The organism is Streptomyces sp. NPDC094034 (genome assembly GCF_040303865.1).
GTDB lineage: Bacteria > Actinomycetota > Actinomycetes > Streptomycetales > Streptomycetaceae > Streptomyces.
This window is the reverse complement of the sequence record NZ_JBEOUD010000014.1, coordinates 24,168-37,915: the sequence shown is the minus strand read 5'-3', so window position 1 is coordinate 37,915 and position 13,748 is coordinate 24,168. Positions and strand designations below refer to the sequence as shown.

General features: G+C 69.5%; 13 protein-coding genes. 8 read left to right on the top strand and 5 right to left on the bottom strand.

Annotated elements, in window-relative coordinates:
- Nucleotides 1-18: 18 nt before the first annotated feature.
- Nucleotides 19-327: a co-chaperone GroES gene (groES, locus tag ABTZ59_RS15135; protein ID WP_023539274.1), complete on the top strand. Its 309-nt coding sequence runs from the start codon at nt 19-21 to the stop codon at nt 325-327.
- Between the two features lie 92 nt (nt 328-419).
- Nucleotides 420-2,045, top strand: coding sequence for a chaperonin GroEL (groL, locus tag ABTZ59_RS15130; RefSeq protein ID WP_249948297.1), 1,626 nt, complete (start codon nt 420-422; stop codon nt 2,043-2,045).
- Nucleotides 2,046-2,133: 88 nt separating this feature from the next.
- Here groL and ABTZ59_RS15125 read toward each other — a convergent pair whose 3' ends face one another.
- Nucleotides 2,134-2,907 carry an SDR family NAD(P)-dependent oxidoreductase gene (locus ABTZ59_RS15125; protein ID WP_351396381.1) on the bottom strand — a complete coding sequence of 258 codons (774 nt, stop codon included), beginning with the start codon at nt 2,905-2,907 and terminating at the stop codon, nt 2,134-2,136.
- A 53-nt stretch (nt 2,908-2,960) separates the two neighbouring features.
- Nucleotides 2,961-3,644: an MOSC domain-containing protein gene (locus tag ABTZ59_RS15120; RefSeq protein WP_351396378.1), complete on the bottom strand. Its 684-nt coding sequence runs from the start codon at nt 3,642-3,644 to the stop codon at nt 2,961-2,963.
- Nucleotides 3,645-3,725: 81 nt separating this feature from the next.
- On the opposite strand from ABTZ59_RS15120, the gene ABTZ59_RS15115 reads away from it, so the two are divergent.
- Entirely contained in the window at nt 3,726-4,616 is an 891-nt protein-coding gene (locus ABTZ59_RS15115) for a LysR family transcriptional regulator (protein ID WP_351396375.1), read from the top strand.
- An 82-nt stretch (nt 4,617-4,698) separates the two neighbouring features.
- Here ABTZ59_RS15115 and ABTZ59_RS15110 read toward each other — a convergent pair whose 3' ends face one another.
- Entirely contained in the window at nt 4,699-5,061 is a 363-nt protein-coding gene (locus ABTZ59_RS15110) for a WhiB family transcriptional regulator (protein WP_351396372.1), read from the bottom strand.
- A gap of 424 nt (nt 5,062-5,485) precedes the next feature.
- On the opposite strand from ABTZ59_RS15110, the gene ABTZ59_RS15105 reads away from it, so the two are divergent.
- The 4 genes from ABTZ59_RS15105 to ABTZ59_RS15090 all read left to right on the top strand — a co-directional run bounded on the left by ABTZ59_RS15105 (nt 5,486) and on the right by ABTZ59_RS15090 (nt 9,914).
- Complete coding sequence (locus ABTZ59_RS15105) at nt 5,486-6,097, top strand: response regulator transcription factor (RefSeq protein ID WP_003948568.1); 612 nt, start codon at nt 5,486-5,488, stop codon at nt 6,095-6,097.
- A gap of 261 nt (nt 6,098-6,358) precedes the next feature.
- Complete coding sequence (locus ABTZ59_RS15100) at nt 6,359-6,934, top strand: sigma-70 family RNA polymerase sigma factor (RefSeq protein ID WP_030351487.1); 576 nt, start codon at nt 6,359-6,361, stop codon at nt 6,932-6,934.
- A gap of 238 nt (nt 6,935-7,172) precedes the next feature.
- Entirely contained in the window at nt 7,173-8,675 is a 1,503-nt protein-coding gene (guaB, locus tag ABTZ59_RS15095) for an IMP dehydrogenase (RefSeq protein ID WP_351396369.1), read from the top strand.
- Nucleotides 8,676-8,789: 114 nt separating this feature from the next.
- The gene (locus ABTZ59_RS15090) at nt 8,790-9,914 is read left to right on the top strand and encodes a GuaB3 family IMP dehydrogenase-related protein (protein ID WP_351396366.1); all 1,125 of its coding nucleotides are present in this window, start codon (nt 8,790-8,792) and stop codon (nt 9,912-9,914) included.
- Between the two features lie 231 nt (nt 9,915-10,145).
- Here the strand turns inward: ABTZ59_RS15090 and ABTZ59_RS15085 are convergent, their stop codons facing one another.
- Nucleotides 10,146-11,408: a nucleotide sugar dehydrogenase gene (locus tag ABTZ59_RS15085; RefSeq protein ID WP_351396363.1), complete on the bottom strand. Its 1,263-nt coding sequence runs from the start codon at nt 11,406-11,408 to the stop codon at nt 10,146-10,148.
- Between the two features lie 264 nt (nt 11,409-11,672).
- On the opposite strand from ABTZ59_RS15085, the gene ABTZ59_RS15080 reads away from it, so the two are divergent.
- The gene (locus ABTZ59_RS15080) at nt 11,673-13,379 is read left to right on the top strand and encodes a glycerol-3-phosphate dehydrogenase/oxidase (RefSeq protein ID WP_351396360.1); all 1,707 of its coding nucleotides are present in this window, start codon (nt 11,673-11,675) and stop codon (nt 13,377-13,379) included.
- Here the strand turns inward: ABTZ59_RS15080 and ABTZ59_RS15075 are convergent.
- On the bottom strand, nt 13,277-13,717 hold the full coding sequence (locus ABTZ59_RS15075; protein WP_503002854.1) for a serine hydrolase: 441 nt from the start codon (nt 13,715-13,717) through the stop codon (nt 13,277-13,279). The genes ABTZ59_RS15080 and ABTZ59_RS15075 overlap by 103 nt on opposite strands.
- Nucleotides 13,718-13,748 lie beyond the last annotated feature (31 nt).

Below are 13,748 nucleotides of genomic sequence, written 5' to 3'. Positions count from 1 at the left end.
GAAGGGGGAGGTCGGATCGTGACGACCGCCAGCACCAAGGTTGCCATCAAGCCGCTTGAGGACCGCATTGTGGTCCAGCCGCTCGACGCCGAGCAGACCACGGCCTCTGGCCTGGTTATCCCGGACACCGCCAAGGAGAAGCCCCAGGAGGGCGTCGTCCTGGCCGTGGGCCCGGGCCGATTCGAGAACGGCGAGCGCCTTCCGCTCGACGTCTCCGTCGGCGATGTCGTTCTGTACAGCAAGTACGGCGGCACCGAAGTGAAGTACAGCGGCGAGGAGTACCTCGTCCTCTCGGCTCGCGACGTTCTCGCGATCATCGAGAAGTAATTCACCTAATTGCTTGTGGACCGCGCCCCTGGCCACCCTGCGACAGCCGGGCGGACAGGGGCGCGGTTCATTGAGAGGACAGAGAAGCTCCCATGGCGAAGATCCTGAAGTTCGACGAGGACGCCCGTCGCGCCCTTGAGCGCGGCGTCAACAAGCTTGCCGACACGGTGAAGGTGACGATCGGCCCCAAGGGCCGCAATGTCGTCATCGACAAGAAGTTCGGCGCCCCCACCATCACCAACGACGGTGTCACGATCGCCCGTGAGGTAGAGGTCGAGGACCCGTACGAGAACCTCGGCGCCCAGCTGGTGAAGGAGGTGGCGACCAAGACCAACGACATCGCGGGTGACGGCACCACCACCGCCACCGTGCTGGCCCAGGCGCTGGTCCGCGAGGGCCTGCGCAATGTCGCCGCGGGCGCCTCCCCGGCCGCCCTGAAGAAGGGCATCGACGCCGCGGTCAAGGCCGTGTCCGACGAGCTCCTCGCGACCGCCCGCCCGATCGACGACAAGTCCGACATCGCCGCCGTCGCCGCGCTCTCCGCCCAGGACGAGCAGGTCGGCGAGCTGATCGCCGAGGCGATGGACAAGGTCGGCAAGGACGGTGTCATCACCGTCGAGGAGTCCAACACCTTCGGTCTTGAGCTGGACTTCACCGAGGGCATGGCCTTCGACAAGGGCTACCTGTCCCCGTACATGGTGACCGACCAGGAGCGTATGGAGGCCGTCCTCGACGACCCGTACATCCTGATCCACCAGGGCAAGATCGCCAGCATCCAGGACCTGCTGCCGCTGCTGGAGAAGGTCATCCAGGCGGGTGGCTCCAAGCCGCTGCTGATCATCGCCGAGGACGTCGAGGGCGAGGCGCTCTCCACCCTCGTCGTCAACAAGATCCGCGGCACGTTCAACGCCGTCGCGGTGAAGGCCCCCGGCTTCGGTGACCGCCGCAAGGCCATGCTCGGCGACATCGCCACCCTCACCGGTGCGACCGTCATCGCCGAGGAGGTCGGCCTCAAGCTCGACCAGGCCGGTCTGGACGTGCTGGGCTCCGCCCGCCGCGTCACCATCTCCAAGGACGACACGACCATCGTCGACGGTGGCGGCAACTCCACCGACGTCGCCGGCCGGGTCAACCAGATCAAGGCCGAGATCGAGTCCACGGACTCCGACTGGGACCGCGAGAAGCTCCAGGAGCGCCTCGCGAAGCTGGCCGGCGGCGTGTGCGTGATCAAGGTCGGCGCCGCCACCGAGGTGGAGCTGAAGGAGAAGAAGCACCGTCTGGAGGACGCCATCTCCGCGACCCGCGCCGCGGTCGAGGAGGGCATCGTCTCCGGTGGTGGCTCCGCTCTGGTGCACGCCGCCAAGGTGCTCGAAGGCAACCTCGGCAAGGAGGGCGACGAGGCCACCGGTGTCGCGGTCGTCCGCCGCGCCGTCGTCGAGCCGCTGCGCTGGATCGCCGAGAACGCCGGTCTTGAGGGCTACGTCATCACCTCCAAGGTGGCGGAGCTGGACAAGGGCAACGGCTTCAACGCCGCGACCGGCGAGTACGTCGACCTGGTGAAGGCCGGCGTCATCGACCCGGTCAAGGTCACGCGCTCCGCCCTGGAGAACGCCGCGTCCATCGCCTCGCTGCTGCTCACGACCGAGACCCTGGTCGTCGAGAAGCCGGCCGAGGAAGAGGCCGACGCGGGTCACGGCGGCCACGGCCACAGCCACTGACGTCGCACGGCGCGTAACCGTCCGGCCGGACGAACGCACCGAGGCCCGGTACCCCTTCCAGGGGGTGCCGGGCCTCCTGCGTGACCGCTTACCGCGGGCCGTACTTGCGGCCGGTCTTCGAGGTGATCCCGCCGAGCAGCCCGCGCGGGGCCAGCTTCACCGCTCCCATCATCGCCTTGTAGCGCGGATCCGGTACGGACACCGTCTTCCCGCGCGCCAGGTCCGCCAGCGCGGCGGCCACCAGCTTGTCCGCGTCCAGCCACATCCAGCCCGGGACATTGTCCGTGCCCATCCCGGCCCGCTCATGGAACTCGGTCCGCACGAGACCGGGGCACAGCGCCATCAGCCGTACGCCCGACCCGGTCAGATCCCGCGCCGCGCCCTGGGTGAACTGCACGACCCAGGCCTTCGAGGCGCCGTACGTCCCGCGCGGTACGAACGCCGCCACCGACGCCACATTGACGACCCCGCCCCGGCCGCGCGCCTTCATCCCGGGGACCACCGCCGAGGTCAGCCGCAGCACCGCCTCGCAGTGCACCTTCAGCATGGTCAGTTCGTCGGCCATCGAGACATCGAGGAATCGTCCTTTGTTGCCGAACCCCGCGTTGTTGACCAGCAGATCGACCGGCTGCTTGCGGTCCGAGAGCCGCTTCTCCACCGAGGCGATCCCGTGGTCGGTGGAGAGGTCGGCGGTCAGCACCTCGGCCTCGATGCCGTGCCGGTCGTGCAGTTCGGTGGCCTGGGCCCGCAAACGCTCGGTGTCGCGGGCCACCAGGACGAGATTGTGTCCGTCCGAGGCCAGCCGCCGAGCGAAGGCGGCGCCGATCCCGGCCGTCGCGCCGGTAATCAGAGCAGTCGTCATACGCAGGCACGTTAGTGCCTTGGCGGGCGGACCCGGCGACGCCCGGGAATGGGTTACTTCGCGGCGTTCTCCGTGGCGTATTTCTCGACGTACTCCCGCGCTGTCCTCAACTCCTCGGCGTGCAGGGCCTCACCGGCGGCGAGAACCCGTGGCAGCAGCTCGCGCTCGGTGGTGACGGCGCGGAAGGCCAGGGAGACCGTCACATCATGGTCCGGCCGGTGGACGATCTCGATCGGATCGCCCGCGCGGATCGCGCCGGGGGTGATGACGCGCAGATACGCCCCGGTCACGGCCTGCCCGGTGAACCGCCGCACCCAGCCCTTCTCACCGAGCCAGCCCTGGAACGTACGGCACGGAATCCGCCCGCTCGTCGTCTCCAGCACCACCTCGGAGCCGATACGCCAGCGCTCGCCGATCCTGGCGCCCATGATGTCCACGCCGGACGTGGTGAGATTCTCCCCGAAGGCGCCATTGGCCAGCGGCCGTCCCAACTCCCGCTCCCAGAAGTCCAGATCCTCCCGGGCGAACGCGTACACCGCCTGATCGGAGCCGCCGTGATGGCGCAGATCGCAGACCGTGTCACCGGCGACGCCGCTCCCGCCCTCGCCCTTGGCCCCGGGATCCGACACCCGGACGGGACCGTCGGCCGGACGCTTGTCGATCCCGGTGAACCCGCCCGGGGTGTCCGTGTACTCCACGGCCGTCGGCCGCCCCACATTCACGGTCAGAAGCTTCATACACGCCACGCTATCCACCCCACTCTCAAAGATTCCACCTATTACTCATCGCTACCCCAAAGGCTCACTTATACTCGAAGGGTGATCGAAGCCCGTCATCTCCGTGTCCTGCGCGCCGTGGCCGCCACTGGCTCCTTCTCCGCCGCGGCCCGCGAACTGGGCTGTACGCAGCCGGCCGTCAGCCAGCAGATGAAGGCGCTCGAATCGTCCGCGGGCACCCCGCTGATCGTCCGTACCGGCCGCGAGATGCGGCTGACGCAGGCCGGCGAGGCGCTGGTACGGCACGCGACGGGCATCCTCGCCGGACTCACCGCGGCGGAGGAGGAGATCGCGGCCATCGCCGGGCTGCGGGCCGGCCGGGTCAGGCTGGTGTCCTTCCCCAGCGGCAGTTCCACGCTGGTGCCGACCGCTCTGGCCGCCCTGCGCGCGGCCCATCCGGGCACGCGCGTCTCGCTGGTCGAGGCCGAGCCGCCGAGTTCGGCGGTGATGCTGCGAGACGGTGAGTGCGATGTGGCGCTGGCGTTCCGGTACGGCGGCTCCGGCGCGGAGTGGGACGACCTCGTCGTGCGCCCGCTGCTCATGGACCGGCTCGTCGGTCTGGTCCCCGAGGATCATCGGCTCGCGGACGCCGGTGCCGTCGCGATCGCCGAGCTGGCCGCCGAGTCCTGGATCGCGGGCTGCCCCCGCTGCCGTACCCAGCTGGTCGACGCGTGTGAGGCCGCGGGATTCACGCCCCGGATCGACTTCGCGACGGATGACTACCCGGCCGTGATCGGCCTGGTCGCGGCGGGGCTGGGGGTGGCGGTGCTGCCGGAGCTGGCGATGGAGTCCGTACGCACCGAGGGTGTTCGTACGCTCGCGGTCGAGCCGTCCGTTCACCGGGAGATCGTCGCCCTGACCCTGCCCGATCTCGCTCAGGTCCCGGCCGTGGCGGCGACGCTGGATCAGCTGGTCCTGGCGGGCGCGCGCTGAGAGGCGGCGCAGGGGGGTGGTGCGGTATGTGCGGTGTGGCCTTACCTGGAGGAACGTTTCTTCGCTTATCGGCGGCGGGCACTCAGCCGTTCTCGTGGCTCCCGTGGTGGCTGTGGCTGTGACCGTGGCCGGTGCCGTGACCCGAGGTCGACGCGGTGATCAGCCGGGTCCGCGCCCGCCCCATCAGCTCCTCGCGTTCGTCCTCGGTCAGTCCGCCCCACACGCCGTACGGCTCCCGCACCGCCAGGGCGTGTGCCGCGCACTCCGCGCGGACGGGGCACCTCATGCACACCTCTTTCGCCGAGTTCTCACGCGCGCTTCGTGCCGCGCCTCTTTCCCCCTCCGGGTGGAAGAAGAGCGAACTGTCGACACCCCGACATGCCGCGAGGAGCTGCCAGTCCCACAGGTCTGCGTTCGGTCCGGGAAGGCGGGAGAAATCTGCCATTGCTCATGTCCCCTTGAAACCGTGCTGAGGCGGATACGGGCCGCTTGGACGCCGGGTACGAGCCCGGCGCGTACACGCACCGGTGCTCACGACCGTACATCTACTATGTAAGTAGATGTAAATATGACTCATTGCGAATCTAGCCACAGACACCAGTAAAAGTGAAGAAAAGCCGCTAAATGGGGCATACCTCCGATTGGGTACCGGTCAACCCCTGGCGCTCTCCTCCGTGTGCGACCCCTCACAGGGAGTGTCGAAGAGGGCTGTCCGACCCGTAACTCTTTCGAGTGACCGTCGTTGAATGTGCGAGGCGGTTGAGACAATGAGCGCTCGGGCGCATGTCCGAGAGCGTCAATCGCACAGGTGACGATATGTACCCAGCCTGGAGGCTCAAGGTGACGCGCATCAGCTGCGGAGGACAGTCATGACATCCGTCCTCGTCTGCGACGACTCCCCGCTTGCCCGAGAGGCGCTCCGCCGCGCGGTCGCGACCGTGCCCGGTGTCGAGCGCGTGACGACCGCGGCCAACGGCGAGGAAGTCCTCCGCCGCTGGGGTGCCGACCGGTCCGACCTGATTCTGATGGATGTACGCATGCCGGGGCTGGGCGGTGTCGAGACGGTCCGCAGGCTGCTCTCGGCGGACCCCGGTGCCCGGATCATCATGCTGACGGTCGCCGAGGACCTGGACGGTGTCGCGCTCGCGGTCGCCGCCGGCGCCCGCGGCTATCTCCACAAGGACGCCTCGCGTGCCGAACTGCGCGCGACCGTCACACAGGCGCTCGCCGATCCGACCTGGCGGCTCGCGCCGCGCCGGCTCCGCTCGGCCGAGATGGGCGCGGCGCCCACGCTCACCGCGCGCGAGATCCAGGTGCTCGAAGGCATGAGCCACGGCCGGTCGAACGCGGAGATCGGCCGTGAGCTGTTCCTCTCCGAGGACACGGTCAAGACACACGCCCGGCGGCTCTTCAAGAAGCTCGGCGCCTCGGACCGCGCGCACGCGGTGGCGCTCGGCTTCCGCTGGGGCCTCGTCCGCTGACACGCCGTAGCCGTCCCCGCCCGCCGCCGGGTCTGCCGTGTCTGTCGCGGCAGACCCGGCGGGCGGGGCAACGTACGCTCGTACACACTCGTTTCCCGCGCGATGCCGCATCCTTGAGATGTGGAGTTCCTCGGGGACGAGTCGGACGAGCGCGAGGGGAGAGCGCAGGAAATGAGTTCTGCCGCACCCGCTCATAACGCTTCGGTGCACAACTATGGACGCGGTGCCACCGATCAGCAGCCGCCAAGGCACCATGGACCGATGCGCGATGACGAGACCACGGTGATTGGTGCGCTCGTTCACCGTGCCGTCGACGGCGACGAACAGGCCACGCACGATCTGCTGGCCCGGGTCCATCCGCTCGCGCTGCGTTACTGCCGTACGCGACTGAACCGCCTTCCCGGTGACGCGCGGCACTTCGTGGAGGACCTCGCGCAGGAAGTCTGTGTCGCCGTCCTCATGGCGCTGCCGCGCTACCGCGACACCGGCCGGCCCTTCGAGGCGTTCGTCTTCGCCATCGCCGGGCACAAGGTCGCCGATCTCCAGCGGGCCGCCATGCGGCACCCGGGATCCACGGCCGTGCCGTCCGACGAGATGCCCGAGCGGCCGGACGACTCCCTGGGGCCCGAGGAGCGCGCGCTGCTCAGCAGTGACGCGGAGTGGGCCAAGAAACTGCTCGCCAATCTGCCGGAGAACCAGCGCGAGCTGCTGGTGCTGCGGGTCGCGGTCGGGCTGACCGCCGAGGAGACCGGGCAGATGCTGGGGATGTCGCCGGGCGCCGTACGGGTCGCCCAGCACCGCGCGCTCAGCAGGCTGCGGGCCCTGGCCGAGCAGTGAACCGGGGCGGTCGTCCGGGCTCGTGAACGGACGGTCGTACCCGCGGTCGGTACCGGGCGGTCGTACCGGCGCCTGCCCGCCCCGGCGGTCACCGCGAGCGACTTTCGTGGCACGCTTTCGTGGCCGCGAACGTATGAACATACGAAGCCGATCGGTGATCTCGATCGTGGAATGAGTGGCCCGCGAAGCCCGTTAGCATGGACATCCGCACCGATCAAGGCCATTTGGGGAAGGTGTCATGACTGCAAACGTCGACGGAGTGCCCGAGAAATTCGCGACGCTCGGGCTGACATACGACGACGTGCTGCTGCTTCCGGGGGCCTCGGAAGTGCTGCCGAACCAGGTGGACACCGCCTCACTGGTCTCGCGGAACGTCAAGGTGAACATCCCGCTGCTGTCCGCGGCGATGGACAAGGTCACCGAGGCCCGGATGGCGATCGCCATGGCGCGGCAGGGCGGCGTCGGTGTGCTGCATCGCAATCTCTCCATCGCGGACCAGGCCAACCAGGTCGATCTGGTGAAGCGCTCCGAGTCCGGCATGGTCACCGACCCGATCACGGTGCGCCCCGACGCGACGCTCGCCGAGGCCGACCAGCTCTGTGCCAAGTTCCGGATCAGCGGTGTCCCGGTCACCGACAGCGCGGGCAAGCTGCTCGGCATCGTCACCAACCGTGACATGGCCTTCGAGGCGGACCGTACCCGCCAGGTGCGCGAGGTCATGACCCCGATGCCGCTGGTCACCGGCAAGGTCGGCATCTCCGGTGTGGACGCCATGGGGCTGCTGCGCCGGCACAAGATCGAGAAGCTGCCGCTGGTCGACGACGCGGGCATCCTCAAGGGCCTGATCACGGTCAAGGACTTCGTCAAGGCGGAGAAGTACCCGCAGGCGGCCAAGGACACGGAGGGCCGGCTGCTGGTCGGTGCCGCCGTGGGGGCCAGCCCGGAGGCGCTGGAGCGTGCCCAGGCGCTGGTCGCGGCGGGTGTGGACTTCCTGGTCGTGGACACCTCGCACGGTCACAACAGCAACGCGCTCAGCTGGATGTCCAAGATCAAGTCGAGTGTCCCGGTCGACATCATCGGCGGCAATGTCGCCACCCGCGAGGGCGCCCAGGCGTTGATCGACGCGGGTGTGGACGGCGTCAAGGTCGGTGTAGGACCCGGCTCGATCTGCACCACCCGCGTGGTCGCCGGTATCGGGGTCCCGCAGGTCACGGCGATCTACGAGGCGGCGGTCGCCTGTCAGGCCGCCGGTATCCCGGTCATCGGCGACGGCGGCCTCCAGTACTCCGGCGACATCGGCAAGGCGCTCGCCGCCGGAGCCAGCACGGTCATGCTGGGCAGTCTGCTCGCGGGCTGCGAGGAGTCGCCGGGCGAGCTCCAGTTCATCAACGGCAAGCAGTTCAAGTCGTACCGGGGCATGGGGTCGCTCGGCGCGATGCAGTCACGCGGCCAGGGGCGTTCGTTCTCCAAGGACCGCTACTTCCAGGCCGAGGTGTCCTCGGACGACAAGCTGGTGCCCGAGGGCATCGAGGGCCAGGTCCCCTTCCGCGGTCCGCTCGCCGCCGTACTGCACCAGCTGGTCGGCGGGCTGCGCCAGACCATGGGGTATGTGGGCGCCGCCTCCATCGACGAGATGGAGCGCAAGGGCCGCTTCGTACGGATCACGTCGGCGGGCCTCAAGGAGAGCCACCCGCACGACATCCAGATGACGGTCGAGGCACCGAACTACACCGCGAACTGAAAACGTGGGACAAGCACATGTTTCTGTGAGGGGCGGCCCCGGTTTCCGGGACCGCCCCTCACTGGCGCGTCGGGGATACTGGACGGGCAGACGTAGAGGGAAAGGCCACACATCGTGACTGAGATCGAGATCGGGCGCGGCAAGCGCGGCCGCAGGGCGTACGCCTTCGACGACATCGCCGTCGTCCCGAGCCGGCGCACCCGGGACCCGAAGGAGGTCTCGATCGCCTGGCAGATCGACGCCTACCGGTTCGAGCTGCCCTTCCTCGCCGCTCCCATGGACTCCGTCGTCTCCCCGCGGACCGCGATCCGGATCGGTGAGATGGGCGGTCTGGGGGTGCTCAACCTGGAGGGCCTGTGGACCCGGTACGAGGACCCGGAGCCGCTGCTCGACGAGATCGCCGGTCTTGAGGAGGCCACCGCCAACCGCAGGCTCCAGGAGATCTACGCCGAGCCGATCAAGGAAGAGCTGATCGGGCAGCGCATCAAGGAGGTGCGGGAATCGGGCGTGGTCACGGCCGCCGCGCTCTCGCCGCAGCGCACCGCGCAGTTCTCCAAGGCCGTGGTGGATGCCGGGGTCGACATCTTCGTCATCCGCGGTACGACCGTCTCCGCCGAGCATGTCTCGGGGGCCGCGGAGCCGCTGAACCTGAAGCAGTTCATCTACGAGCTGGATGTGCCGGTCATCGTCGGCGGCTGCGCCACGTACACCGCGGCCCTGCATCTGATGCGTACGGGCGCGGCGGGCGTGCTGGTCGGCTTCGGCGGCGGCGCCGCGCACACCACCCGCAATGTGCTGGGCATCCAGGTCCCGATGGCGACCGCCGTCGCGGATGTCGCGGCGGCCCGCCGGGACTACATGGACGAGTCCGGCGGCCGGTATGTGCATGTCATCGCGGACGGCGGGGTCGGCTGGTCCGGTGATCTCCCCAAGGCGATCGCGTGCGGCGCGGACTCGGTGATGATCGGTTCGCCGCTGGCGCGGGCCACGGACGCGCCGGGCAAGGGGCGCCACTGGGGCATGGAGGCGGTCCACGAGGATGTGCCGCGCGGCAAGCTGGTGGATCTGGGCATCGTCGGGACGACGGAGGAGGTCCTGACCGGTCCCTCGCGCATCCCGGACGGGTCGATGAACTTCTTCGGCGCGCTGAGGCGGGCCATGGCGACGACGGGCTACAGCGAGCTCAAGGAGTTCCAGCGCGTCGAGGTGACGGTGGCGGACTCGCAGCACCGCCGCTGAGGAGCGTCGGGCCCAGGACTCCCGAGGAGCGTCGGGCCCAGGACTCCCGAGGACTCCTGAGGACTCCTGAAGGCGGATTGCCCCGGGCCGCGTCGCGCGGTCCGGGGGCGTCCAGGCGATGTGTCGCGCGCATGATCCGCGCTCGTTGGCCCTGGACAGAAGCAGTTGGCCCTGGACAGAAGCAGTCGGCTCGGGCGGTCCCGTACCCGTTTCAGCGTGGTGCGGCCACTTTCAGAGGCGGTACGCGGCGCCCGCCGGGCTCGCGCCCCTCGTGTCCAGCAGCAACTGCGCCTTGACCGCCAGACCTTGGAGGTCGTACGTGCGGTGGTGCTGGAGCAGCACCGTCAGATCCGCGTCGGCGGCGGCCTCGTAGAGCGAGTCCGCGCGGGGGACGGGGAGTTCGCGTACGCGCCAGTCCGGGACGTAGGGATCGTGGTAGCTGACGGTGGCGCCCAGATCCATCAGCCGGCAGGCGATCTCGGTGGCCGGTGAGTTCTCCTGGTCGGCGAGGTCGGGCTTGTAGGTGACGCCGAGGAGCAGTACGCGGGCGCCGCGCGCGGACTTGCCGTGCTCGTTGAGGAGGGTGGCGCTGCGCTGGATGACGTACTGCGGCATACGGGAGTTGATCTCCTGGGCGAGGCCGACCATCCGCAGCGGATGGCCCGGGGTGCGGCCCGCGTGCGGCAGATAGCTGGGGTCCATCGGCGCGCCATGGCCGCCGACGCCGGGTCCTGGCCGGAAGGCCTGGAAGCCGAAGGGCTTGGTCTCGGCGCAGCGGATGACGTCCCAGAGGTCGACGCCGAGGTCATGGCAGAGCACGGCCATCTCGTTGACCAGGGCGATGTTGACGTGCCGGAAGTTGGTTTCGAGGAGCTTGACCGTTTCGGCCTCGCGCGGTCCGCGCGCCCGGACGACCTTGTCGGTGAGGCGGCTGTAGAAGGCCGCCGCCGACTCGGTGCAGGCGGGGGTGAGACCACCGATCACCTTGGGGGTGTTGGCGAAGCCGTGGGTGCGGTTGCCGGGGTCGAGCCGGCCGGGGGAGTACGCGAGATGGAAGTCGCGTCCGGCGCGCAGTCCGGAGCCCTCTTCCAGGGTGGTGCGGAGGAAGCCCTCGGTGGTGCCGGGCGCGGCGGGTGATTCGAGCAGCACGGTGGTGTGCGGGCGCAGCCGGGCGGCCAGCGCGCGGGCCGCGTCGCCGATCGCGGTCAGATCGGGGGTGCGGTCGGCGCCGAGCGGGGTGGGCGCGCAGATGACGGCCGTACGGACCCGGCCGAGATCGGTGGGATTGGTGGTCGGCCGGAAGCCCCCCGAGAGCATCCGGCGTACGTCGGAGGCGGTGAGCGGGCCGTCGACCGGGGAGTGGCCGGCGGCCAGTTCGGCGACGGGCCGCGGGTCGGTGTCGAAGCCGATGGTCTCGATACCGGCGGCCACGGCGGCGTGGGCGAGGGGCAGGCCGAGATGGCCGAGTCCGATGACGGCGAGATCTGCGGGCACGGCGATGACCGCCCTTCCCTTAGCCGGAGTGGACAGAGAGCGCAAACCCTGTGGACAGAATGGGCACGCGCAATGTCAGACTAGGCGTAAATATGACCGTTATGTGGCATTGCGTGGCCGGGGAAGTCCGTTTCGCGAGAGGGATGGCGCTATTCGTCGACAGCTGTGTGACCGGTGTTATCCACAGGCAGTGGCTGAAGTCGTGGAGTGCGGACAGAATCGATGGTGTGAGCCCGACCACACGGGGGACGACGGGAGGCAGCGGTGAGAACAGCGACACTGGGACCTGCGGAGCGCGGCCAGGCGCTCGCGGCGATGGCCGAGCGTGAACTGGACGTGCTGGTCGTGGGCGCGGGCGTGGTCGGAGCGGGGACCGCCCTCGATGCCGTGACCCGAGGGCTGGCGACCGGCCTCGTCGAGGCGCGCGACTGGGCGTCCGGCACCTCCAGCAGGTCGAGCAAGCTGATCCATGGCGGGCTGCGCTATCTGGAGATGCTGGACTTCGCGCTCGTACGTGAAGCGCTGAAGGAACGCGGGCTGCTGCTGGAGAAGCTGGCGCCCCATCTGGTGAAGCCGGTGCCCTTCCTCTACCCGTTGCGGCACAAGGGCTGGGAGCGGCTCTACGCGGGCTCGGGCGTCGCGCTGTACGACGCGATGTCCGTCTCGTCAGGACACGGCCGCGGGCTGCCCGTCCACCGCCATCTCTCCCGGCGCCGCGCGCTGCGGGTGGCGCCCTGCCTCAAGAAGGACGCGCTGGTGGGGGCGTTGCAGTACTACGACGCGCAGATGGACGACGCGCGCTATGTGACGACGCTGGTGCGTACGGCGGCGACCTATGGCGCGCATGTCGCCAGCCGGGCGCGGGTCATCGGCTTTCTGCGCGAGGGCGAGCGGGTCGTCGGGGCGCGTGTGAGGGACGTGGAGGCCGGAGGGGAGTACGAGATCCGGGCCAAGCAGGTCGTCAACGCCACCGGGGTCTGGACGGACGACACCCAGGCGCTGATCGCCGAGCGCGGGCAGTTCCATGTCCGGGCCTCCAAGGGCATCCATCTGGTCGTGCCCAAGGACCGGATCCACTCGACGACGGGGCTGATCCTGCGGACCGAGAAATCGGTGCTGTTCGTCATCCCCTGGGGCCGGCACTGGATCGTGGGCACCACCGACACCGACTGGGATCTGGACAAGGCCCATCCGGCGGCCTCCAGCGCCGATATCGACTATCTGCTCGAACATGTGAATTCGGTGCTGCACACGCCGTTGACCAGGGACGACGTACAGGGGGTGTACGCGGGGCTGCGTCCGCTGCTCGCCGGGGAGTCCGACGCCACCAGCAAGCTGTCGCGCGAGCACACCGTCGCGCATCCGGTGCCCGGCATGGTGGTCGTCGCCGGTGGCAAGTACACGACGTACCGGGTGATGGCCAAGGACGCGGTGGACGAGGCGGTGCACGGCCTCGACCAGCGGGTGGCGGAGTGCGTCACCGAGGATGTGCCGCTGCTCGGCGCCGAGGGATATCACGCGTTGTGGAACGCGCGGGCGAGGATGGCCGCGCGGACGGGGATCCATGTCGCCCGCGTGGAGCATCTGTTGAACCGCTACGGGACGCTCGTCGAGGAACTGCTCGAACTGATCGCGGCGCACCCGGGTCTCGGTGAGCCGCTGGCCGCCGCCGACGACTATCTGCGCGCCGAGATCGTCTACGCGGCCTCGCACGAAGGGGCGCGCCATCTCGACGACGTACTGACGCGGCGAACCCGGATCTCGATCGAGACGTTCGACCGCGGCACCCGCAGCGCGCGGGAGTGCGCCGAGCTGATGGCGCCGGTGCTCGGCTGGGACAAGGACCGGATCGAGCGGGAGGTCGAGCACTACGAGAAGAGGGTGGAGGCGGAGCGGGAGTCGCAGCGCCAGCCGGACGACCAGACGGCGGACGCGGCGCGGCTCGGCGCGCCGGACATCGTGCCGATCTGACGCACCGTGGCCGGTGCGCACCGGCCGTAGGAGGAAGGGAGCGAGGTACGTACGCCGGGGAAGGAGGTGCCGGTGAGACCGAGGGGGACGATGATGCGGGCCTTGGCCTCGGCCGCGTACGAACGGCCCGTCACCTCCTTGACGGCGAGGCCGAGCAGGACGTAATCCGTAGGGGAGTACGGATACGAGCATCCGTAGGGGAGTGCGGATACGAGCCGGGCGCCGTCGGTCCGTGCGCGAGCGCGAGACGGCGCGCCGCCCGGGGGCGGTGGGGGCCGGGGGGGTGCCGCGGTGGTGCGGGCGTACAGGCGCGGCCACAGCCGCCCCGTTCGGCACATCCGTCACACCGACGCATGGCACACAAGCGCC

Coding starts and splice junctions, on each gene's coding strand:
- ABTZ59_RS15110 (WP_351396372.1), bottom strand. CDS start 5,061: ATGGCAGATTTCTCCCGCCTTCCCGGACCGAACGCAGACCTGTGGGAC.
- ABTZ59_RS15120 (WP_351396378.1), bottom strand. CDS start 3,644: ATGAAGCTTCTGACCGTGAATGTGGGGCGGCCGACGGCCGTGGAGTAC.
- ABTZ59_RS15100 (WP_030351487.1), top strand. CDS start 6,359: ATGCGCGATGACGAGACCACGGTGATTGGTGCGCTCGTTCACCGTGCC.
- ABTZ59_RS15105 (WP_003948568.1), top strand. CDS start 5,486: ATGACATCCGTCCTCGTCTGCGACGACTCCCCGCTTGCCCGAGAGGCG.
- groL (WP_249948297.1), top strand. CDS start 420: ATGGCGAAGATCCTGAAGTTCGACGAGGACGCCCGTCGCGCCCTTGAG.
- guaB (WP_351396369.1), top strand. CDS start 7,173: ATGACTGCAAACGTCGACGGAGTGCCCGAGAAATTCGCGACGCTCGGG.
- ABTZ59_RS15075 (WP_503002854.1), bottom strand. CDS start 13,717: ATGTGCCGAACGGGGCGGCTGTGGCCGCGCCTGTACGCCCGCACCACC.
- ABTZ59_RS15125 (WP_351396381.1), bottom strand. CDS start 2,907: ATGACGACTGCTCTGATTACCGGCGCGACGGCCGGGATCGGCGCCGCC.